Raw genomic sequence first — 23,171 nt, forward strand, 5'->3', positions numbered from 1 at the left:
ATTCTGTCTATCCCTGCGGAATTAAATCTCTGCCCAAGTATAACCCATAAATGGCACTGATGTAGAGTATATATGCCAGAATAAAGAGAATTCCAATTCCACGATTCAGCTTCCGATATAAAAGCAAAATCACTGTGAAGATGGCAGAGACGGCAAACATTACCCATATATCAAGAGATATAACTTGCGGCGCGATTTCTGCCTGCTGAATGGGTTTTACAAGGGCTGTTACGCCGATGATGAGCAGGATATTGAAAACATTCGAACCGACGATGTTGCCGATCACAATATCCGTGTGGCGTTTCATTGCGGCAATGAGGCAGGTTGAAAGCTCCGGTAGGGAGGTGCCCAGTGCGATGACGCTCAGACCGATCACGTCTTCCGGAACACCGATAATGGTGGCTGTCACTTTTGCTCCACGCACGAGAAATTCGGCTCCCAGAGCAATGCAAGCCAACCCTGCAATCAAAAATCCAACTGCTGGCACCATGGATTTGAATTGCGGTTCTTCCATATCTTCGACATCTATTTTCCCTTTGCGTGCCAGCCAGTACTGCCAGAAAACATAAGAAAATATGATGGCAATCATGGACATACCGGCAAGGCGGGTTATATCCCCGTAGAGCATAAATCCCATCATAAGAAGGGTTGCAAACATCATCATGACCAGATCCCGCATCAAAGCCCGCGGCAGGACCGTCAATGTCGTATAAAAAGCCGTTACGCCAAGTACAAAGAGAATATTGGCGATGTTGGAGCCGATCACGTTTCCTGTCACGATACCTGCGGACCCCACCATATTGGCGTTGATGGAAACAATCAGCTCCGGCAGGGAGGTGCCCATCGCAACAACGGTAAAGCCGATGACCAGCGGGGAAATGCCCAAACGTCTTGCGACAAAAACGGCGGCGTCAACCGTCCATCCTCCCCCGCGCAGCAGCATATACATGCCAAGGCCAAGCGCGCCGATGGCGAGAATGAAAAGCTGCTGGGTGTCGCATTCGATCATGGAGATTTTCCGGTTTTTTATAAAAGATTGTTTATTCTTATGAAGTTAAAACTTTTTAGCGTTTTGCGCCCTCTTCCCATTGCAACCCGAAACCAAAGGCCCGGTCCATGGATTCGTGACCGGGGAAATATTCCAGATAGGTTGTCATGCGGATACCACCGCGTATGTTTTCCAGTCCGGCGACCGCGCAAAGGTCCATTTCATCGCGATGTGCGTGAAGACTTACAACCATTGGTTTTTCGCCGGGAACGCGGACCTGAATTTGTTCGTTTACCTCTTCAAAATCATCTGCACCTTCGTAAATATACAGGTAAATCAGCACGCGTTTTATATCTTTCCAATGTCCGCCGTTGATGGTGATCTTTTCGTCTTCTCCTTCTGCTTCTCCGGTTCGTTCGTCACCGGACAAAAAAATGTAAGGCGGTTTGTCATAAGCGCCAAAGTTTTCTCCGAACGCCTGAACAACCCCGCGTTCTCCGTTTTCGAGTTCATAAAAACAGCCCAGATCCAGATCGACATTTTGTTGGCGCGTGACCGTTTTGGTTTTGTTCAATAATTTACCCAAAAGCCCCTGTTTTTGTGTTTGAATTTGCCGTACATCCCATGCGACGCCGATTTCAAAATCCCGCAAACCACCCATAGGAGGATTCACGATCGCCGTTTCACCGGGCTTCGATAGAAAAGAGGCGTCCTGGTTTTCGTCATACGGACTGATAAAACCGGAGGCTCCTTTTCCGCCATGTTCTGAAAACCTTGCACGGCTTCGTGTGGCCTCCATCAACGAGTCTCTTGAACTTTGGTCACCTGTCATGATGTTTCATTCCTTTGTTTCCTTGGCCACTATATGCTAAACGAAGGAGGCTTTAAAGCTTTAGGAGAAAAAGACAATGGCTTCTTACCAGTATGTTTATGTGATGAACGGTCTGACGAAGGCCTTTTCAAACGGCAAAACTGTTTTAAACGGCATTACCCTGAGCTTTTTGCCGGGGGCAAAAATCGGTGTTTTGGGGCCTAACGGCGCCGGAAAATCGACTTTGCTTAAAATTATTGCCGGACGGGACAGTGAGTTTTCCGGGGAAGCATGGGCCGCAGAAGGGGTCCGGATCGGTTATCTGGAACAGGAGCCGGAACTTGATGAAAACAAAAGCGTTTCCGAGAACGTCATGGAAGCGCTGGGCGAGATTAAAACCAAGCTGGACCGCTATAACGAGGTTGCTCTGGCTATGGCGGATCCCGATGCGAATTTTGAAGCATTGACGGAAGAGATGGGCGCGCTGCAGGAAGAAATAGATGCTGTTGACGGGTGGGAGCTGGACCGTACCGTCGAAATGGCTATGGAAGCCTTGCGCTGCCCGCCGGGTGATGCGGACATTAAAAACCTCTCCGGGGGTGAAAAGCGCCGTGTGGCGCTGGCCCGCCTGCTGCTGGAGAAGCCCGATATTCTGTTGCTCGATGAGCCGACCAACCACCTGGATGCTGAAAGTGTCGCATGGCTTCAGCGTTTTCTCTGCGAATATGAAGGCACCGTTATCATGGTCACGCACGACCGGTATTTTCTGGACAATGTCACGGGCTGGATTCTGGAACTCGACCGTGGAATAGGCATTCCGTACGAAGGAAACTATTCTGCCTATCTGGAAGCCAAGTCGCGGCGTCTGGCGCAGGAAGCGCGTGAGGATAAGGCCAGACAAAAGACCTTGAGCCGCGAGCTGGAGTGGATTCGTCAGTCTCCCAAGGCGCGGCAGGCAAAATCCAAGGCGCGTGTGTCTTCGTATGAACAGCTTCTGGCGGAGTCTGAGCGGCAGGATGTTCGAACCGCCCAGATCGTGATTCCAACACCGCCACGTCTTGGCGATCTTGTGATTGAAGCCAGGGATTTGCGGAAAGGGTTTGAAGACCGGCTTTTGATTGAAGATTTATCTTTTAAGCTACCGCCCGGCGGCATCGTCGGTGTGATCGGTCCGAACGGGGCAGGCAAGACAACCTTGTTCAAGATGATTACCGGGAAGGAAAAACCTGACTCCGGCAGCTTTAATGTCGGCGAAACCGTCAAACTTGGCTATGTGGATCAAAGTCGGGATTCTCTCGATTCGAACAAAAACGTCTGGGAAGAAATTTCAGACGGGCTGGATATTTTAAAACTTGGCAAAATAGATATGCCCTCGCGGGCCTACGTTTCCGCCTTTAATTTTCGCGGGCCGGACCAGCAAAAGAAAGTCGGGCAGCTTTCCGGCGGGGAAAGAAACCGCGTTCATCTGGCTAAAATGCTCAAAAGCGGGGCTAATGTTCTTCTTCTGGATGAGCCGACAAACGATCTGGATACGGAAACGCTTTCGGCGTTGGAAGAGGCTTTGGAGCTGTTTCCCGGCTGCGCCGTAGTTATTTCCCACGACCGGGCGTTTCTTGACCGCCTGGCGACCCATATTCTGGCTTTTGAAGGCAATTCCCACGTGGAATGGTTTGAGGGCAACTATGAAGAGTATGAGCAGGATTATCGCCGCCGGATGGGCCATGAGGCGGACCGTCCGCATAATATCAAATACAAACCCTTGCGTAAGACAGGATAGGTTTTTCTCCGGCGGATTTGCCGGCGCGTCTGTGAAGCGGATTCGGAACGGTAAAAGGGTGTAAAAAAACCTATTTATATCAGATCGTTATGCTCTATCTGTCTAAAAGTCTTATCCTTTCATCAGAATTGGAAGTACAGGGCGGCGCTATGGTATACTTTAAAATAAGTCGGATTGCGTGGATGACGCGCGTTTAAACGGCGGAAAAACGGGAAACAGGGGGACAATCAGGGTTAATGACAGCGCTTGCGAAAGAGGTTTCGGCGAAAAAGGTGGCAAAATATTTCCTGTTGCCGGGTATTTTGCCGCGCGCTAGAGAGCTTGGCGGGTCGGGTTTCGGGTATCTGGCGTTTCTGATTGCCATGGTCTATAACGCGGTTCGCATTCTTCCTTCTACGCATCCTTATACCAATCCGGCCAATATCGGAACGTTCGGTCTGCGCCAGGTGGTTGGGGCTGCGGCGAATCACGTTGTTATGGACCGGAAGAACATAGATCAGATTGTTGTCTTTTTCGGGATTCTGGCCGGTCTTGTCATTCTTGTCCTGCAATTTGTTCTTCTCCTCCTTATGCTGCTGAGCGGGGAGGCTTTTGCTGCGGGGGCCGTTGATGCGGCGGCCGGATTTGAAGGGATATTCAAAACGCGGACTCCCGAAGACGATATTGCTTTTATGCTTTTGGACCATGTTTTTGGCATTCCCGACTTTTTTGGATCCAGTGTGGCAACGGGAACGCCGTTTCATGTGGCTCTTCAGGCCCTGTTCGAGTTCTATAATCTGGCTATTTTGATCGTCGCCGTTCTGGTGTTTTTATATTATGTCGTCGTGGTTGTGGCGGAGACGGCGCAAACAGGCACGCCCTTCGGTCAGCGCTTTTCCCATATTTATGCCCCGCTGCGTCTTGTTGTGGCGATGGGGCTTCTTGTCCCGATCAATTACGGCTTTAACGCCAGCCAGTATATCACACTGGTTGCCGCGCGGCTGGGATCCGGCATGGCCTCCAACGGCTGGATCGTTTTCAACAGGGCGACAGAGAACCCGATAGGGCAGAAAAACGCAAGTCTCATCGCGAGTCCGCAAATACCGGATGCGGACGGTCTGGCGGAATTTTTCACCGTTGTCCAGACTTGCCGCGAAAGTTATAAAATCATGCGCGGGATGGATGGTGTGGGCAGTAACGGTGAAATCAAAGCCTATATCGTGATTGGCAAGGAAGCTTTGGATTTTATAGAGACAGATGTACTGACAATAAGGCAGAAGCTTAAAAACGGGGACATTGAAGTCGTTTTTGGTGAAAAAGCTGATATGCACAGCACCTTTGCCGGGAATGTTCGTCCCTATTGCGGCAAGCTGAATATTCCGTTTTCAGCAACAAATCCGGAAACATTAAGCAACAAATCCGGAAAAGTAGATGCTGGTTATTCTGCGTCCTTGGGTCCCGAGTATATTCAGGAGATGTATTACAGGCTTGCCCAGTTTGGTTACACCATTATTTTTAGCAAATATCTTGGTGAAAGAATGGCGCATGCCAACCACCCACATCACAGTCGAGCAAATCCTTGTATCCATGTAGACTTGTTTCATGATGAGGAAACCTGTAAAACCACCTATAAACCCCCTTCTCCAGTCAAGCAGGAAATGAAGCAGCTTTTTAATACAGTCTACAAGACAGGAATTCAATCTGTTCTTGATAAGACGCGCGAAGCGGCAGATTTTACAATGCCGGAAGATATTCTCAAGCGCGGCTGGGGCGGCGCGGGCATCTGGTACAATAAGATTGCGGATGCAAATGGGGCTATGACCGCTGCCATTAAGGGTATTCCAACGCCAAGCAAATATCCGGAACTTATGGAAGCCGTTAAAACCGCCCAGGCCAAACAAGGGGGGACCAACAAGCCGTGTCAGAAGTTCCGGCCTAATCTTGGGGATGGTAAGAACGTTGATTTTGATGCCCAAGGGGTCGACATGACCGTTCTGGGCCCGATGAACGCTGCTTATGAATATTGGACCTGTGATCCTGCACTGGAAACGGGAAAGGGCTCTACGGGAAATATTATATGGGATGCCATGCATATTATTTTCGGGTCTAACGGTCTTTTTGATTTGCGGAAAAATAATGCCGATGAAGTTCATCCGCTGGCGGCTCTTGTCGCCATTGGCAAGTCTTTGGTCGACAGCTCTATCCGGAACATGGCTTTTTCTATGGGAACCGCTGTTTTTGGCGGGTTTGGAACGGCGATTGAATCCCATTGGGGGGCGTCTCTTCAAGCGGCGAGCGAAATGTTTACCTCCATTGCGCTTATCGGCCTCATTGCCGGATTTATCCTCTATTACATCCTGCCGTTTTTGCCCTTCATCTATTTCTTCTTTGCGGTCGGTGCCTGGGTCAAAACAATTTTTGAAGCCATGGTGGGGGCACCGCTTTGGGCGCTGGCGCATTTGCGCATCGATGGAGACGGGTTGCCGGGAAAATCCGCCGCCAATGGATATTTGCTGATTTTTGAAATTTTTGTCCGCCCGATTTTAACGGTTTTCGGTTTGATCGGCGGGATGGCTATTTTCACGGCCATGGCTGTTATTCTGCACGATCTGTTTGCCTTCGTCGTTTATAACATCACAGGAACGGCGATGGATATGGGGTCCGGAACGGACATGCTCGGGGTCTCGGCCGGAGGAACAGGCGGTACGGTAGATGACGGATTGACAGAGTTTCGGCGCTATATCGTAGACGAATTTTTCTTTACGATCGTTTATGCCGTTGTCATGTACATGATGGCGCTCGCGTCTTTCAAGATGATTGATTTGGTGCCGCAGCAGGTTTTACGTTGGATAGGTGATGCTGTCTCTACCTTTGCGGATCAGAGCGGAGATCCAAAAGAAGGCCTTGTTAAATATGCCGCCGTTGGTGGATATACGGTCGGCGGACAGGTTATGGGGGCCGTCAATACGGGTCTGAAGGGAACAGGCCAGGCGGCAGGGGCCCTTGCTATGTTAGGGCAAAAATCTCAAGCGAAACCATAAAGTTAGGTGAATAATTTGATGGAAACACAGACGATAACAAAAGGCCAGATTTTCCGGTATATCTTTATGCCGCAGGTTTTGCCGCGTTTTCGTGACCTCACAAAAGGAGGTTTTGCCCATCTGGCTTATTTCATGGCTCTGGTCCTTCGGGCGGCCAATATTTTGCCGGACCATCATCCTTACCTGAAACCGGCAGCGGTTGGAAATTATGGTATGTATAACGTGATGAGCGAGGCGGCGTCTCATCTTGTTGTCAGACGAAACAATATCGATCAGGTTATCGTCTTTTTTGCTATTTTGGCCGGTATCGCCATTTTGTTTGTCCAGTTTTTTCTTCTGCTTGCCTCGTTCCTGATTAATCCGGCCTCTGCGGCGATTAGCCTGCCGGACAATCTGTTTATTACCGAGAATTATAAAACGGATATTGCTTTCCGTCTTTTAGATCGCGTTTTTGGCGTGAAGGATATGTTCAATTCTCAGGACGCCGATAAAATCGGAGAGTTTCATGATGCGCTGCACGGTATGTTGCAATTCTACAGTGTTGCTCTCCTGGTGGTGGCCGTTCTGATTGCTCTTTATTTCGTTTTTGCCATTGTGGTGGAAACGGCGCAGCATGGCACACCTTTTGGAAAAAGATTCAATCATGTTTGGGCGCCTATCCGTCTTGTGGTGGCGATCGGCCTGCTTATCCCCGTCGGACAAGGCTTGAATTCCGCACAGTGGATCACGCTTTACGCTGCCAAGTTTGGCTCCGGTTTTGCTACAAACGGCTGGATTCTTTTTAACGATACGCTAACAGGAACCTATCTCGGCGAAAAAGAAACATTGGTTGCGATGCCCAATGCGCCGGAGCTTATGGACATTGCGGAATTTATCATGATTGCCAAAACATGTATGTGGGCCGAGTCCATGAAAAACGGTAAGGATGATATTAATGCTTATCTCGTCATAAACCCTGCGGAAAGACAAGGGATCCCTATGGGAAGTTATGAGGATGCTTTGGAATTTTTTCATAACGGAGACATCCGCATTCGTTTCGGAGAGCTGGATCCAGAATCATATACAGGATTTAAGGGATATGTCTTTCCCACGTGCGGCGAACTGGTCCTGCAGACAACGGATATCAGGGAACCCGGTTCCAGGAAAATACAGGAGTTTTATTATGAGCTTATCAGGGATCTTTGGGTCAACGATATTGAGAATATGGAGGCCTTCTCTATAGCTTATGTGGAGCGTTATGCGCATTCGGAGATATGGGAAAATCCGGACGCATCTTTGCCTCAGGCCGATTTTAAAGTAAAGGTTCAAAAAGAACTGGAAGAACGGGTGAGTAAGGCTATTGAGGAGGCCGTTGAGGCCCAGAAAGGCTCGAAAACCTGGGAAAAGGATAAAGAAAAAATAAAGCAATGGGGCTGGGGCGGCGCCGGTGTCTGGTATAACCGCGTTGCCCAGATCAATGGCGCTTTGGTGGCCGCCGTTATGAATGTGCCGCGCAGAAAGCTGGATCCCGCTGTCATGGAATGGACCCGGCAGCAACACTATCAGCAGGATAAGAAAACACCTAACAGCAAACGCTTTGAAGCCAATTTGGCCGATGGACGGGAGATCGAATATCTTTACGAGGGCGACAAAACGATAGAAGAGACATTGAATCACGTTTATGAGTTCTGGAACGGGGAAGGGTTCAGGACGGACTCGCTTGCGGGCCATACGCGCCTGACCGGAAATATAGTCATTGATGCCATTAATGCTATTTTGGGTACACATGGTTTGTTTGATATTTGCAGAAATACAAATATTCATCCCTTGGCACAGCTTTCCCAGGTCGGAAAGGGCATTATAGAAGCCGCTATCCGAAACTTGGGTATCTCTGCCGGGGCGGGCGTATCCGGCGGGCTTGCCGCTTTGTTTGAACAGCATTTTGGCGCGGCGCTGGGAGCGGCTTCGAGTTTCTTCGGGACCATGGCCAGTATCGGCATTATGATCGGGTTTATCCTCTTTTATGTCGTACCGTTCATGCCGTTCCTTTATTTTCTCTTTGCTGTGGGAGGCTGGATCAAAGGATTGTTCGAAGCGATTGTCGGCGTTCCTCTCTGGGCGCTGGCTCATCTGCGTATTGACGGGGAAGGCTTGTCTGGTAAGGCGGCGGTCAACGGGTATTTCCTTATCTTTGAAATATTTATCCGGCCTATTTTGATTATTTTCGGTCTGCTTGCTTCCATTTCGATTTTTGCCGCCATGGTTAAAGTCCTGAATGAAATCTTTTATCTTGTTGTTTCCAACCTTTCCGGTTTTAACCCTGAGACGGCAGCCGTTTGCGGTAAAAGCGGCACGGCAGCGCCGGAAGTTGGAAGCAAGGAATTTTTCCGCAGCCCGATTGATGAATTCTTCTTTACCGTCATTTATACAATTATCGTTTATATGATGGGAATGGCGTCCTTCAAACTGATTGACCTGATTCCAAACAATATCCTGCGCTGGATGGGGTCGGGCGTTTCAACCTTTGGAGATCAGGCGGGCGAACCGGCCGAGGGTCTTGTCATGAAAATGTCGGTTGGCGGGTCGGCGATGGGCTCTTCTCTGGCACAAGCGGCTCAACAGGTTAAACAGGGTATTGCTGCTGTTACACAGGGAAAAAAATAGGGGGATAGAGTGAAATATGCTGGCAGAAATCGGCATTACAAGAAAAAGCGTTTTAAAATATGCCCTCCTGCCGGGTATATTGCCGCGTGTAAGTGCGCTCGCAGGATCGGGCTTTTATAATCTCGCGCTTCTTGTTGCAACCGTTTTTAACGCCGTACGCATTCTTCCGGACAATCACCCCTATTTAAGAGCGGATTCTCTCGGGACTTACGGTTTGCGCCATGTGATTGCGGAAGCGGCCAATCACATCGTTCCTTGCCGGAAGAACATTGACCAGATCGTTGTATTTTTTTCCATTCTGGCGGCCATTGTCATTTTAGTTTTGCAGTTCATTCTGATTCTGATTGCTGTTTTTATATCACCCGCCCGTGCGGCAACGATGCCGACAACATATTCGGAATTTTTTGTTACACGCGCACGCGCACCGGAGACAGATCTGGCCTTTCGGGCGCTGGATATGGTTTTTGGCGTTCCGGACCTTTTTAATTCAAAGGAAAGCGTAGGGACGCCTCTTCAGCTTGCGCTGCAAAGCCTGTTTGAGTTTTATAGCTATGGCCTTCTTCTGGTCGGGTTTTTTATCATTCTGTATTTTGTTGTGACGATCGTTGCGGAAACCGCACAAACAGGAACCCCTTTTGGCAAACGTTTCAATCACGCCTGGACTCCCATTCGCCTAAGCGTTTTTTTCGCCCTTTTGCTTCCTGTCACGTCGGGATTAAACGGCGGACAAATGATCTCTCTTTATGCGGCAAAATACGGGTCCGGTTTGGCAACGAACGGATGGCTCAAATTCAATGAAGTCCTTAATAGCTCGGAATATCTTGGGAAGATGGAGACTCTGTATGCCAAGCCCAATACACCGGAAATGGCCTATCTTTACGGATATATACTTCTTGCCCGTACGTGCCTCTATGCCGAAGGGCGGGCGGCAAGACGAAATATTGAGGCTTTCGTTATATACGGCCCCGGCCCGGAGGATGCCAAGAAATTGTCTGAAACGACGGCTTCAAATGTCTCTGAGGAAACAGAAGGCGGGGATATTCACATTCGTTTTGGTGAGCAGGACCCGATTCTTTATAAGAACCGAAGTGGCAGTGTTTACCCGTATTGCGGAGAGGTTGTTTTAAAGACATCGGATATGGCGGAACCCGGCGCAACCAAAATTCAGGAGGGATATTACGATCTTGTCAAAGAACTCTGGGAGGGTGCTTTTGACATTGATAAACATGCTAAAAATTTCAGCTTAAAATACTCATCCGTTGAGCCAAGAATACCGGAAACACCCATTCCCGATGCAAAATGGAAAGCGGAAACCTCCAAGGGTATCCAGGAAAAGGCTGAAAAAATTATAGAGGATGGTTTGCAAGCCCAAAGAGCCGGAGGAAACGTAGATCCCGATGCGGATATGGAGATTCTCGGCTGGGCCGGGGCGGGCATATGGTACAACAAAATTGCCCAGAAAAACGGCGCTTTGACAACTGCTGCCATGAATACTCCCGAGCCGATCCTGATGCCGTCCGTCATGGAGTGGATAAAAAGCGAAAAGGTCAAGCAGGATAAAAATGTTTCGGCGTCCGATACCTACTCTCCTTCCGTGTCTGACAACCAGTTGGTAGAATTTGAGTATCCGGAAGACCATGATAAGGCGCGTGTTCTTCATCAGGTTTCCGATTTTGTCATGTCGGAGGGAATTCGGCAGGACGATATGGCCTCCCAGACAAAACTGACCGGAAATATCGTGATTGACGCCATCAACCTTCTGTTTGGAACCAGAGGTCTGTTTGAGATGTGCGAAAATACGGATATTCACCCTTTGGCACAGCTTGCCTCTCTTGGAAAAACGATGGTGAATAACGCAATCGGGATGTTTGGCGGGTCCATTTTTGCGGGAGCTGCGGGCGGATTGGCAAAACTTTCGGAAGCATATGGCGCTGCAGGAGATACCCTCTTTGCGCTGGCGAGCTTTTTTACTGCTGTGGCCAGCATTGGGTTGCTCGTCGGCTTTTTGCTTTTTTACGTGATTCCGTTTCTGCCCTTTATCTATTTCTTCTTCGCCGTTTCAGGTTGGGTCAAGGGCTTGTTTGAAGCGATGGTCGGTGTTCCTCTCTGGGCGCTGGCTCATTTGCGTATAGGCGGAGACGGTTTGCCGGGCGAGGCCGCCATGAGCGGGTATTTCCTGATTTTTGAAATATTTATCCGGCCCATTTTAATCGTTTTTGGGTTGCTGGCATCCATTGCAATCTTTGCCGCAATGGTTCGGGTTCTAAACGACATTTTCTATCTTGTTATTACCAACCTGTCGGGCCAGGACCCCCTTTCTACAACCTCCTGCTTTAGCGCACCTGACGGATCGGGAGGTATCGATCCCAAGACGATGTTCCGCGGTCCCCTGGATGAATTTTTCTTCACGGTTATCTATGCCATTATCGTTTATATGATAGGAATGTCCTGCTTTAAGCTGATCGACAACGTTCCCAATCACATTTTACGCTGGATGAATGCAGGGGTGCCTGCCTTCAATGATAAAAGTTCGGATCCGGCAGAAGGTCTTGTGAAATATATGGCTGTTGGCGGAGGCCGCATAGGACAGCAGCTTCAGGGCGGCATGAAAGACATGGCCGGAAATCTTTCGGGTATGTTCAAAAAGGGGGAGGACGGCTAGAATAAAGGCTCCCGTTCCTTTTGTTTCCTTCCCGTAAACAAAACCTCATCAAGAGGACCTGTCTTCAGAAGGTTCTTCTGTTTTCAAAGACGAACGGTATGTATGGAAGGCTACTGGCCGCGCAAATGGACGAGAAGCGCCTGCATTTCTCCGCCGCCGCGCTGGATGACGCTTGAAAAATCGCTGCGCTGGGTCAGGGACATGCTCACGCCCTCAATAATGACGTCAACAATTTTATACTTTCCCTGCTTATAGCGAACCCGCCAGTCCACACGGATCTTGGAGCCGGAAGTCGGGACAATAAAGGAGGTTACGATGCTGTCTTTTGTTCCGTCTTTTCTGGTCTCACTGACTTCCAGTGTCTGGCCCTTGTATTCGCTAAAGCGTGCGGAATAAACATCTACGACCATATCTTCAAAAAGGCGTTGATATTCTTGTTGCTGGGCGGAGGTAGCCGTTCTCCAATACCGTCCCAGAGCAAAACGACCAATGGTGCTCATATCGAAACTGTCGCGCAAAAGAGTACGGAATCTCTGTTCTTTTTGATTTTGAGTCAGTTTGGTATCTCCCAGAAAACCGATAGCTCTTTGTCCCATATCGTCTACAAATTTTTGCGCGCCGCTTGCCATTTTGTCGCCGTTCTCTACGGCTTTGGCGTCAAGATTAGCGATTTTCACAAGATATGACGGATGAGACGAGGACGTCTGGGAAGGGCCGGTGAGGAAATATCCCCATTCGAAAGAAGCCGCTTTTGACTCCCCTGTCACGAGGGCAAGAGAAAAAACGAAAAAAACAGCGCTTAAGAGGAATTTTATACAAACAGTTTTCATTTTGATCATGCCCTGCCCTTAAAAAATAGGTTCTTTTTCCACTATGGTTTTACCGCGAAAAATATCAAAAAGCAATCAGGCCAAACTCTTTCATAAGCCTGGCCTGATTTTGACGGGAGGAAGACTCCCGGATCAATCGTAATCAGGGATAGACGGTCCACCCATCTTATCCGGATCTTCGTCGTTAATCAGGGCCTGACGCCGCTGAATGTAAGCGCTGCGCAGGGCCGCATAATAATCGAAGGAATTGCGGCGCAGATCGTCAATAATATCCAGCAGCTCTTCACGTTGGTCGATAATACCGGCTCCGACACGTCCGTAATGCCATTCCTCGCGATGGGTATTAAACAGGTAAATCCGCAAAGGATCGGCATATGCATCGACAAGGGTTCCGGCGCCATCACGCAAGGTCGTTGGGCCGAAAATAGGCACAACCAGGTAAGGTCCGTTTCCAATGCCCCATGTGGCGAGCGTTTGTCCAAAATCTTCAGGTTCATAGGCAACGCCGCCCTCCGTGGCAAGATCCAGAATACCGCCGAATCCGGCGAGCGTGTTTACGATCATGCGAAGCGTGGAATTGGCGGTTCCTTCCACATCACCTTGTAAAATCTGGTTTCCGATAATGATCGGGCTTTTCAGGTTCCGAAGAAAATTACGAAGCCCCAGACGGAAAGCTTTTGGCGTCGCTGCCCTGTATCCGCGGGCGGCCGGTTCTAAAATGGCTTTATCAAGGGCTTCATTCACTTTCAGGGACCGGCGGTTTGTTTCCTCGAAAGGATCGCTTACGAGTGTGTCCCCCACGTAAACGTCTCCGCCGCCGCTGGTTGAACAGGCTGAAAGGCCCAGGCAGGCAAATAAAACCAGCAGGAGGTAATACCCGCGCCTAAAACATTCCTTATTCTTCAATTTTTTCATCGCTCTGTTAGCCCTAAATCCATTTGTTTTTCTTTACTACCGTTCGAGTAAACCACGATTTAGGTTCACGCAAGGTTAAGATTACTTAAAATTTTAACTTTTTATTCGATTCATAACATTCTGAAAAATAAAGATTTTCAGAGCATCCTACAATAATTGCTTCGGAAAGGGTTGCAGGTCAACAGTAAAATTAACCAAAGTCAAACCTCACACAAAAAAACTTAGCCGTCTTCAAGGGTCATCATGGCCCCGACCCCTAGAAGAAAACAGATCGCTGGCGGAGACCAGGCCGCCAAAACAGGCGGCAATTGCCCTGAAGCGCCTAAAGCCTGCAAAAAGCTTGAAATAAAGAAGACGATAAATCCGATAACAACACCAATAATCACGAGCATGGCCGTGCCGCGAAGTCTCGGCGGTCGTAGCGATACCGAGGCGGCCAGCAAAATCATGGCCGCAAACATCAATGGCTGGGCCAGAAGTCTTTGGAAGTGGATTTTGAGACTTGTGGCATTGAATCCTGTCGCTTCCATTGTGCTGATAAATGCTCTTAATCGCCAAAAAGGGATGGTTTCCGCTGACGCAAAACTGTCTTCGATTTCCTGCGCTGTCAGGTTTGTCGCGAGCGAAATCAGGTCCGCCTCTTCGGGTAAATTGTGAGGGGCATTGACTGTGGCATGGCGGAATTTCCACTCTCCCGGCGCCAAAACAGCTTCCTTGGCATCAATCCGCCGTAAAAAAGTGTCCTGATTGCTAAAAAACAGGGAGATTGTATTTTGCAGGACCCATTCGGGCATCTTCACGCCGGAAGCGTGCAAAATCACGTATCCGTCCCCTTCCGTAGACTGGCGGAGCCAAAGTCCTTGCTGGGAAAGGCTAACCAGGCTTTCCTGACGTTTGAGATAGGAACTTTCAAGACTTTCAAAACGGGCCAGAGAAAGGGCTCCGAGGGGGTTTATAACTGTAATTTGTAAAACACCGATAAGAAGCCCCACCCCGATTATAGGGCCTAAAAACTGCCAGACGGAAAGGCCTGCCGCCCGTACAACGACCAGTTCATGTCTCCGGGTCAGGTGCCAGAACGTTAAAATGGCGCTGAACAGGACCGCAAACGGCAATACCATCTGGCCGACTTCGGGCAGTTTATAAAGCCCCATCTGGAAAATCAAAAAAAGGGAAATGTCTTCGTGCTTTGTTCCGCGACGCAAAAGCTCAACGGTGTCGAATAAGTAAATAATGCCCAGAAGGACAAGCAAAAGGCCGCAAAAATTAACCGTATATATCCTTGCCAGGTAGCGGCTTAACGTTGAAGGAAAGAACTGTTTCATACTGTCCCCGAATTCATGGTTACTTTTCTTGGGTAGAGGATTTTTTGGCGCAGATTTTCGCTAAAGCCGCTTAAGAGAAACAGTCCACCGAGCATGGGCCCGAACACAAGGAGGTACATTAAACCCAGCCCCCATATATTTTTAACAGCCAGATTATAAGTGCCAAGATAAAGCCCTTGTATAAGGATGACCCCTGCAACTGCTAAAATGATCCGGCGGGTTTGTCCCCGGCGGTTGGTCGGTCCCAAAAGCAGGCAGACAAGAGCGAGAATCGTAAAAGACAGTGCCAGAAAGGGGCTGACAATGCGGCGGTGAGCTTCAATAAGAAAATTATGTTTGTTTTCCATGTCCCTTTTTATGTTTGTATTCGGAGTCAAAAGCTCTGCAAAGGTTCGTTCATTGGGTTCTTGCCAGCGCTGCCGCACGGCTCCCGCACTATCAGGCAGGTCGATCGTATAGCGCTCGAAATCCAGACGGCCGAGCGCGCCTGTTTTGGGGTCAAAATCCTGCCGGGAGCCGTCGTAAACTAGAACCTGCTGCCCTTCGTCCGTGGTTACGATGACACCGCGTTTGGCAAGGATTGTCACCGGATTTTTAAGCTCGGGGCGGCTGTCATAGACCAAAATTCCCTCGATCTCGCCTTCTTTTGTCCGGTGGCGAATATACACCGTCGTGTTTTTTCCGATCGTGTTGAAAACGCCCTCCCGAAAAAGAAGGGTTGAATACTGAGCCTTGATCACCTGGCGCATCTGGTTCATTCCTGCCAGGGACACGGGGGCGAGCCATGTTGTGATTCCGAGCAGGATAATTGTCACGACGGTTGCAACAACAAGGGCCGGACGGGCGAGATGCATGGGAGACAGGCCGGACGCCCGCATTACAATGAGTTCGCTATCCATATTCATCCGGTTGTATATGAAGATGGTGGAAATGACCAAAGCCAGAGGCAGGATGACTTCAAAAAAGCGCGGGAGGGCCAGCGCCGTCAAAACCCAGAAAACGCTTCCCGAGGCGCCGGAATCAATGATGAGCTCCAGAAACCGTAAAGACTGGGTCAGCAAAATAATCATGGCAAGCGTCAGGGCCGTAAAAACGGTTGCAATGATAAGGCTTTTTAAAAGATATCTGTCAAAAACCATGGATTCTCTATGGTGCTGTTCCTGTAAAAACACTTATATTGGAATCAAGCTGCATAGACAAACTGTATAAACAGGCCAAATATCATGACTCTTAAAATATCTTTTGCAAAAACACCCAGGGCCGCATCCGAGACGGCCGTAATTCTTGTCTTTGAAAAAAACAGGCCCGATACGGCGGTCAAGGCGTTAAGCAAGGCAACGCAGGGGCTTGTTACGCAGACGTTGAAAAATCACCGGGCTTTTAAAGCCAAAAACGGACAGGTCCTTTCCCTGACACCCGGCAAGGGAGAAAAATTCCGGTTTGTTATGCTGCTTGGAGCGGGAAGTCCTGAAAAGCTTGATGCGCGGGCTTGCGAAAAGCTGGGGAAAGAACTCTTTGCGGCCCTGAAAGACGCGGGGGCGGAGCGTGTTACCCTGTTTGCGGGGGCTGGAAAGGAGGGCGCGGCAAGCCTTGCGCTGGGCATGAAGCTTGCTTCCTACAGTTTCGACAAATACAAGTCAGAAAATAAGGGACAGGATAAGTCTTCTGTGGTCAGGGAGATCGACCTTATTCTGGATGGACATAAAGCGGCGGCAAATCTTTATAAAGGGCACAGCGCCACGGCAGAGGGTATTTTCCTTGCCCATGATCTGGCCAATGAGCCGCCCAACACGCTCTATCCTGCCAGCTACGCTAAAATCATCCGTAAAGAACTTGGCCCCCTCGGGATTAAAATCGAGGTTCTGGATGCCGGGAAAATGAAGCAACTGGGTTTTGGAGCGCATCTGGCTGTGGGACAAGGATCCGAGCGTCCGCCTTGCGTTGTTGTTATGCGCTGGAACGGCGTGGGGACAGGTAAAGGCAAAAAGGCGGCCCTTCCGCTTGCTTTTGTGGGGAAAGGCATCACCTTCGATTCCGGCGGGCTTTCCATTAAGTCCGGCGAGGGCATGACAAACATGAAAAAGGATATGGGCGGTTCGGCAGGCATTGTCGGCCTTATGAAAACATTGGCGTTGCGCAAAGCGAAGGCAAATGTCGTGGCTGTTGTCGCTCTGGCTGAAAATATGCCCTCTCATAATGCGTACAGGCCGGATGACATTATTAAGTCCCTCTCCGGCAAAACCATTGAAATTCAGAACACGGATGCAGAAGGGCGTCTTGTTCTGGCCGATGCGCTGACATACGTACAGCGCAAATATAAGCCCCGCTTTGTGATTGATATGGCGACGCTCACCGGCGCCATTGTGGTGGCGCTGGGATATGAATATTACGGCGCTTTCGTGAATGATGAAAAGCTTTGGAACCAGATAGAGAAGGCAAGTCAGGACACAGGCGAAAAATTTTGGCGGATGCCGCTGGATGAAAGCTATCGCAAGGAAGTCGAAAGTAAAATTGCCGATCTTAAAAATATGGGAGGCAGCCGCTGGGGCGGGGCTTGCAGCGCTGCGGGCTTTTTAGAGCATTTTATTGAAAAAGGGCAGGTCTGGGCGCATCTGGACATTGCCGCCGAAGCCCTGCGCGGCAGTGATAAAGCAGGTACCTATGGCGTACGTGTCTTGAACCGGCTGGTGGCGGATCACTACGAATCATGACGGAAATACGTTTTTATCATTTAAGCGTTCAGAGCCTCGATCAGGCTTTGCCGAAGATTCTCTCTAAGGTACTGGAAAGCGATCGTCGCGCTCTTGTAAAACTCACGGATGAAGAAGACGTCCGGAGAATGAACGATTTTCTCTGGACATACAGGCCGGAGAGTTTCCTGCCTCATGGGAACAAAAAAGACGGGCATGCTGAAGATCAGCCTGTTTTTTTAACGGATAAGGATGAAAACCCGAACGGCGCCCAGGTTCTGGTTTTAACCGGTGAGGCGGTGCATCAAGATATAGATAAATTCGATTTATGCTGCGAAATGCTCAACGGCAACGATGAGGCAGCCGTTAGAGCCGCCCGCAAGCGCTGGAAAGCCTACAAAGACTCGGGCTTTGACGTTACCTACTGGCAACAGACAGACGGCGGCAGCTGGGAACAAAAAGCCTGAAAGCAGGAAAGGGTCAGTTGGACTGTTTTTTCAGCCATGCAATCACAGCCGCCCGGTCTTCGTCTTTCTTTAGTCCGGCGAACGTCATTTTGGTTCCCGGAGCGTATTTTTTAGGCTTTTCCAAAAAGGCATAGAGCTGTTCTTCCGTCCATGTATCGCCGCCATTGGCTTTCAGGGACCCTGAATACGCAAAGCCCGGGGCGCTTTCTTTTTTACGGCCCACGATTCCCGAAAGGTTGGGTCCGACACCGTTCTTGCCGCCTTTATCAAACGTATGGCATGCGGCGCAGGCTTTTGCTTTCTTTTCGCCCTTGGCTACATCTGCATTGGCGATCATCTCTCCTAAAGAAGGGGCTCCTTCTTCTACGGCAGGTTCGGGTGTTTCGGTTGCTTCAGCAACCATTACTTCCTCCGTTTCTACCGCTTCTGACGTTTTTGTCTCTTCTTTTGCTTCCGGGGGGGCTATCTCTTCTGCAGCCTGGGCTGTTTCGACAACTTCGATTTTAAAAGCGTTTTGCTTCAAGGCTTCCGGCTGAACCATCAGGTTTGCAACGAAGCCCGCTGTGTAGGCAACTCCTCCGGCAATCAACACCGCAACCAGAAACTTACCGAATTTTATAGCGCTCATGAGAAACCTCACCCTTTTCTTTCTTAATGAATGACCTTGCGTTTTATTCCTAAGCCGGAGAATATACTATGAACGTTGAAACTGTCGAGAGTATAAAGGAAAAATAATGGGCAATATAATTGCATTTCAAGGATTTTCCGGTGCCTATTCGGATATGGCCTGCCGCAGTGTTTTCCCGGATTGGGAAACGATGCCTTGCGAGACTTTCGACGATGCATTTTCCGCTGTTCAGGGTGGGGACGCGGAGTTGGCCATGATTCCGGTCGATAATACACTTGCCGGGCGGGTGGCCGATGTCCACCATCTGATGCCCAAGAGCGGGCTTTATATTATCGGAGAGCATTTTCAGCCTATTGAACATTCCCTTCTGGGAATTAAAGGGGCAAAGATAGAAGACTTAACGCATGTTCACAGCCATATTCACGCGTTGCCCCAGTGCCGGAAGATTATCAAGGAACTGGGGTTAAAGCCGCAGGTCCATGCCGATACGGCCGGCGCGGCCGAAGAAATTTCCAGAAAGGGGGAGAAGGCCCACGGGGCCATTGCTTCGGAACTGGCCGCCAGAATCTATGGGCTGGACGTCTTGAAAAAAGACGTACAGGATGCGGATCATAATACCACGCGTTTCCTTGTTTTGGCCCGTGAAGCCCGCGTTCCTTTGCATAGCGAAGCGGAAGACTGCCTGACCAGTTTTATTTTTCGTGTACGTAATATTCCCGCTTCCCTTTATAAATCTCTTGGCGGTTTTGCGACAAACAGCATCAATATGGTAAAGCTGGAATCTTATGTGGATGAAAATTTTCAGGCAGCCCAGTTTTATGTCGATGTTGTCGGGCACCCTGAGGACCGTTCTTTCCAGTTAGCCATGGAAGAGCTTGGCTTTTTTGCGGAAGACGTGACGATTTTAGGCACCTATCCGGCTCACAGATTCCGAAAAAAACTTTTAAGCCAGGAAGGAATGTAAGCGGTTTACTGAAGGATGCGTGCTGCGGTGGATTCGTCAACCGGGCGGCAGGTGACCAGACTGTTTTGAACGATCTTTTCAAACTCTTTCTGTTGTTCCTGACTTTCAAATTCAAATCCCATGAGGGCGCGGCCGATAGCTTCCCCGGAATAGGCGTAGTTGAAGTAACAGACATTGGCGATTCCCGATACGTTGCGGAGAAAATCGCGTAAGGCGCTTTTGCGTTCCGGGAAATGAACGTGCATCAAAAGAGGGGCTTTGAACAGGGCGGGATTGTAATTAATGATCCGGTAGCGGACGTCCGGCGCCATGGTAACATCTTCGAATTCCGTTCCGCTTTTGTTTAAAACATTTTTAAGCGTGGCAAAGTGTGCCGGCGTGGCTTCCAGCGCGATGATGGGCCATGCCTCTTTTTCGTCGACCTTGCCATAGAGGAATTCAGAAACATTTACGTCTTTAAAATGTTTATCCAGCAGGTTGAGCAGCCCTCCTTTTTCTTCGTTCAGGTGAAAACGGAGGTAATGACGGTGCGCGCCGATGGCGCTGCGGCTTGCAATCAGGGAAAGCTTGCTGAAATCCATATTGGCGCCGCACAGGATAGACAGCATTTTTTTGTCCTGAACTTCATCGGGATTGTTTTCCGCAAACTGGATGACTCCGGCGAGGCCCATCGCGCCGGCAGGTTCCGGGATAACGCGGGAGGCTTCCCACATACGCGCAATTGCGGCGGAGACTTCTTCATTCGTAACGGTGATGTACGCGTCAATATATTTCCGGCAAATATCGAAGGTCAGATCACCCGGGCGTGTGACAGCCGTTCCATCGCAAAATGTGTCCACATTCTCCAGGGTGACAGGTTTTCCGGCTTCAATCGAAGCTTTCATGCAGGCCTGATCCACCCCTTCGACACCGATGATTTTAATGTCCGGATTGTGGATTTTCAGCCAGCTGGAAACGGCGGCCGCCATTCCGCCTCCCCCGATCTGGACAAAGGCATAATCAAAAGGGCCTTTTCCCGAGAGCATGATTTCATCCGCGATCGTGGCCTGTCCCGCAATGGTATAGAGGTCGTCGAAAGGGTGTATGTATGTGTATTTGTGCTTTTCGCAGTATGCTTTTGCGGCTTTTCCCGCTTCGTTGTATGTGTCGCCGATCAGGATGATTTCCGTCGTGTCCCCGCCGTGACGTTTCACGGATTTTTGTTTCATCATCGGGGTGGATTCGGGCATAAAAATTTTAGAGGTCAGGCCAAGTTCTCTCGCTGCGAGGGCCACACCCTGCGCATGATTTCCAGCCGAGGCTGCCACAACCGTTTGACAGCCTGTCTGTTCATGGTGGATCAGGACGGCGTTATATGCTCCGCGCCATTTATAGGCGTTGATAGGCCCCAGATCTTCGCGCTTGATAAAAATCTGATAATTTTTTTCGTCATTACTGATTTCCTGTAACGGCGTGCGGTTTCCTACACGATAAACCCGTGTACGGGCCCGTAATATTTCTTCAAAAAGTTGGTCTTCAAGCTTTTCAATCATAGGAGTGTTTTTAACCGTCCTTTTCATGAAAGTCGAGGGGACTTTGCAGACTATTTTCCGTCAGGATAAGCGCCTTGATTGCTGCGGTTTCGCAGCGCAGGATTGTCTCTCCGAGAGACACGGGAACGGCTTTTTCGGAAATTTTTTCCTTTTCTTCGGATGTAAATCCGCCTTCGGGGCCGATTAAAAGACAGATATCTGTGTGTTTAGACATCCCGTTGGAAAGGGGGGGTGCGTCGAAACGCTCAAGACAGGCTAGAACCGGTACGTTTTCAGGCCAGTTTTGCAGAAACAGTTCCAGTGTTTCCAAGGGGTGCAAGGCAGGAATTTCGAGCCGTTCACATTGTTCGGCGGCTTCGAAAATTTGTTTTTGCATCCGCTCTTCGTTGATTTTGCGTGTTTCCGTATTTTGGGTCAGGACGGGGTGAAAATCTGTTGCGCCGAGTTCCACTGCCTTTTCAATCAGCCAGTCCATGCGGTGTTTTTTAATCGGGGCAAAGGAAAGATGCACCCTTTGGGGCTTTTGCGGCTGGTTTCTAAGTCTTTTTTCAAGCGTCACGTCTCCGGCCTTTTTCGACAGGTTTTGCAAATGGCCCAGCCATTCGCCGTCTCGTCCGTTAAAAAGTCGGACGGGATCGCCATCTTGCCGCCGTAAAACGGTTCTGAAATAATGGGCTTGTTGGGGGGCCAGCATCACGTTTTTCCCTTCTCCCAGCTCCGCGTCCACGCAAAGACGCGGAAATTTAAATGTTTCGCTTTCTATCATGGGATAAGGAATAGCATGAGCCACACCGATATCAAATCCAAAGGTTGGGTTACGGCGTTGCCGCAATCCTGGCGGCCTTATGCGCTTTTGATGCGGCTGGACCGGCCCATTGGATGGTGGCTCCTTTTATTGCCCGGTTGGTGGGCCATTGTTTTGGCGAGTGGCGGCCCTGATATTTCCACACTTATTCTGATGGGGTTGTTTTGGGCGGGGGCCATTGTGATGCGCGGGGCCGGCTGCATTATCAATGATCTCTGGGACCGAAATCTGGATAAAAAGGTGGCGCGCACGCGTTTGCGGCCTTTGGCGTCCGGCGCGGTCAGCGTTAAACAAGCCCTTGTCTTTCTGGTTGTTCTTTTGGCTCTCGGACTTGCGATTTTGCTGCAGATGCCGCCGACATGCATTCTGCTTGGATTGTTCTCCATAACGTTGATCGTCATCTATCCTTATATGAAACGTATTACGTTCTGGCCGCAGGCTTTTTTAGGGCTGACCTTTAATTTTGGGGCCTTGATGGGATGGGCGGCCGTTACGGACGATCTCCGGCTTCCGGCTCTTTTGCTATATGCGGCCAGTATTTTCTGGACACTGGGCTATGACACGATCTATGCCCATCAGGACAGGGAAGACGACGCGGTTGTAGGGGTCAAATCCACGGCGCTTCTTTTCGGTTCCCGCAGCAAAATCTGGGTGGCGGGGTTTTTTATTTCTTGCTGGATCCTGCTTTGTGCGGCCGGTTGGGCGGCGGCGCCGGGAAGTTATATCGTCCATTTTCTGGTGCCTGCCGGGGCGCATTTTTTCTGGCAGCTTTACCGCTGGGATATGAATGATCCTGCCAGTTCTTTACGTATTTTCAAATCCAACCAGTATCTCGGACTGCTCGTTTTGCTTGGGTTTTTCATGATCTAATGGTGATGGTGGTGGTGTTCAGCCAGACAGACCCATTCTCCATAGGTAATGGCGGATTGCGCTTCTTCGCTGCATTTTTCCCTTTCCAGGGAAGGCGCGCCGTCATCGCCGCCGGTCTCTCCCCGGGTGTTTTTATCATGTAAAGCCGGTTTTATTCCGTTTTCTGCCTTTTCGAAGCTGCCGGATAAAAAACGGAGAGTTCTGTTTACGAGCGGCATTGTCTGGTTCCTTATATTATAATGAT

Annotated in this window: 18 protein-coding genes; 8 read left to right on the forward strand and 10 right to left on the reverse strand. The window is 49.7% G+C overall.

Annotation, left to right across the window (positions count from 1 at the left end):
* Positions 1-7: 7 nt before the first annotated feature.
* Both H6853_02915 and H6853_02920 read right to left on the reverse strand, forming a co-directional pair.
* Entirely contained in the window at positions 8-1,009 is a 1,002-nt protein-coding gene (locus tag H6853_02915) for a calcium/sodium antiporter (protein ID USO04237.1), read from the reverse strand.
* Between the two features lie 55 nt (positions 1,010-1,064).
* Positions 1,065-1,820 carry a Tellurium resistance protein TerA gene (locus H6853_02920; protein ID USO04238.1) on the reverse strand — a complete coding sequence of 252 codons (756 nt, stop codon included), beginning with the start codon at positions 1,818-1,820 and terminating at the stop codon, positions 1,065-1,067.
* A gap of 76 nt (positions 1,821-1,896) precedes the next feature.
* Between H6853_02920 and ettA the strand changes: the two genes are divergently transcribed.
* The 4 genes from ettA (at position 1,897) to H6853_02940 (ending at position 11,901) form a co-directional block, all read left to right on the forward strand.
* Positions 1,897-3,576, forward strand: a complete 1,680-nt coding sequence (gene ettA / locus H6853_02925; protein ID USO04239.1) for an energy-dependent translational throttle protein EttA — start codon at positions 1,897-1,899, stop codon at positions 3,574-3,576.
* Between the two features lie 236 nt (positions 3,577-3,812).
* The gene (locus H6853_02930; protein ID USO04240.1) at positions 3,813-6,596 is read left to right on the forward strand and encodes a DotA/TraY family protein; all 2,784 of its coding nucleotides are present in this window, start codon (positions 3,813-3,815) and stop codon (positions 6,594-6,596) included.
* Between the two features lie 18 nt (positions 6,597-6,614).
* Entirely contained in the window at positions 6,615-9,239 is a 2,625-nt protein-coding gene (locus H6853_02935) for a DotA/TraY family protein (GenBank protein USO04241.1), read from the forward strand.
* Positions 9,240-9,255: 16 nt separating this feature from the next.
* A complete protein-coding gene (locus H6853_02940) occupies positions 9,256-11,901 on the forward strand; it encodes a DotA/TraY family protein (GenBank protein USO04242.1) in 2,646 nt (881 codons plus the stop codon).
* Between the two features lie 110 nt (positions 11,902-12,011).
* On the opposite strand, the gene H6853_02945 is transcribed toward H6853_02940, so the two are convergent.
* From H6853_02945 to lptF, 4 genes are all read right to left on the reverse strand, one after another.
* Complete coding sequence (locus tag H6853_02945; protein ID USO04583.1) at positions 12,012-12,530, reverse strand: ABC transporter substrate-binding protein; 519 nt, start codon at positions 12,528-12,530, stop codon at positions 12,012-12,014.
* Positions 12,531-12,863: 333 nt separating this feature from the next.
* A complete protein-coding gene (locus H6853_02950) occupies positions 12,864-13,646 on the reverse strand; it encodes a VacJ family lipoprotein (protein ID USO04243.1) in 783 nt (260 codons plus the stop codon).
* A gap of 221 nt (positions 13,647-13,867) precedes the next feature.
* On the reverse strand, positions 13,868-14,971 hold the full coding sequence (lptG, locus tag H6853_02955; protein USO04244.1) for an LPS export ABC transporter permease LptG: 1,104 nt from the start codon (positions 14,969-14,971) through the stop codon (positions 13,868-13,870).
* On the reverse strand, positions 14,968-16,110 hold the full coding sequence (lptF, locus tag H6853_02960) for an LPS export ABC transporter permease LptF (GenBank protein ID USO04245.1): 1,143 nt from the start codon (positions 16,108-16,110) through the stop codon (positions 14,968-14,970). The genes lptG and lptF overlap by 4 nt, the downstream gene beginning before the upstream one ends.
* A gap of 84 nt (positions 16,111-16,194) precedes the next feature.
* Between lptF and H6853_02965 the strand changes: the two genes are divergently transcribed.
* A complete protein-coding gene (locus H6853_02965) occupies positions 16,195-17,682 on the forward strand; it encodes a leucyl aminopeptidase (protein USO04246.1) in 1,488 nt (495 codons plus the stop codon).
* Positions 17,679-18,128, forward strand: a complete 450-nt coding sequence (locus H6853_02970) for a DNA polymerase III subunit chi (GenBank protein ID USO04247.1) — start codon at positions 17,679-17,681, stop codon at positions 18,126-18,128. Before H6853_02965 ends, H6853_02970 begins: the two co-directional genes overlap by 4 nt.
* Before the next feature lie 13 nt (positions 18,129-18,141).
* Here H6853_02970 and H6853_02975 read toward each other — a convergent pair whose 3' ends face one another.
* The gene (locus tag H6853_02975) at positions 18,142-18,531 is read right to left on the reverse strand and encodes a cytochrome c family protein (GenBank protein ID USO04584.1); all 390 of its coding nucleotides are present in this window, start codon (positions 18,529-18,531) and stop codon (positions 18,142-18,144) included.
* 331 nt (positions 18,532-18,862) lie between these two features.
* Between H6853_02975 and H6853_02980 the strand changes: the two genes are divergently transcribed.
* Complete coding sequence (locus H6853_02980) at positions 18,863-19,720, forward strand: prephenate dehydratase (GenBank protein USO04248.1); 858 nt, start codon at positions 18,863-18,865, stop codon at positions 19,718-19,720.
* 5 nt (positions 19,721-19,725) lie between these two features.
* Here H6853_02980 and H6853_02985 read toward each other — a convergent pair whose 3' ends face one another.
* Together H6853_02985 and H6853_02990 are read right to left on the reverse strand one after the other, a co-directional pair.
* The gene (locus H6853_02985) at positions 19,726-21,252 is read right to left on the reverse strand and encodes a pyridoxal-phosphate dependent enzyme (protein ID USO04249.1); all 1,527 of its coding nucleotides are present in this window, start codon (positions 21,250-21,252) and stop codon (positions 19,726-19,728) included.
* A gap of 10 nt (positions 21,253-21,262) precedes the next feature.
* Positions 21,263-22,018 carry a 16S rRNA (uracil(1498)-N(3))-methyltransferase gene (locus tag H6853_02990; protein ID USO04585.1) on the reverse strand — a complete coding sequence of 252 codons (756 nt, stop codon included), beginning with the start codon at positions 22,016-22,018 and terminating at the stop codon, positions 21,263-21,265.
* Positions 22,019-22,033: 15 nt separating this feature from the next.
* On the opposite strand from H6853_02990, the gene H6853_02995 reads away from it, so the two are divergent.
* The gene (locus H6853_02995; protein USO04250.1) at positions 22,034-22,927 is read left to right on the forward strand and encodes a 4-hydroxybenzoate octaprenyltransferase; all 894 of its coding nucleotides are present in this window, start codon (positions 22,034-22,036) and stop codon (positions 22,925-22,927) included.
* On the opposite strand, the gene H6853_03000 is transcribed toward H6853_02995, so the two are convergent.
* Positions 22,924-23,145 carry a hypothetical protein gene (locus H6853_03000; protein USO04251.1) on the reverse strand — a complete coding sequence of 74 codons (222 nt, stop codon included), beginning with the start codon at positions 23,143-23,145 and terminating at the stop codon, positions 22,924-22,926. The genes H6853_02995 and H6853_03000 overlap by 4 nt on opposite strands.
* Positions 23,146-23,171: the final 26 nt, after the last annotated feature.

This window comes from Rhodospirillales bacterium, from assembly GCA_023898765.1.
Classification (GTDB): Bacteria; Pseudomonadota; Alphaproteobacteria; order Micavibrionales; family Micavibrionaceae.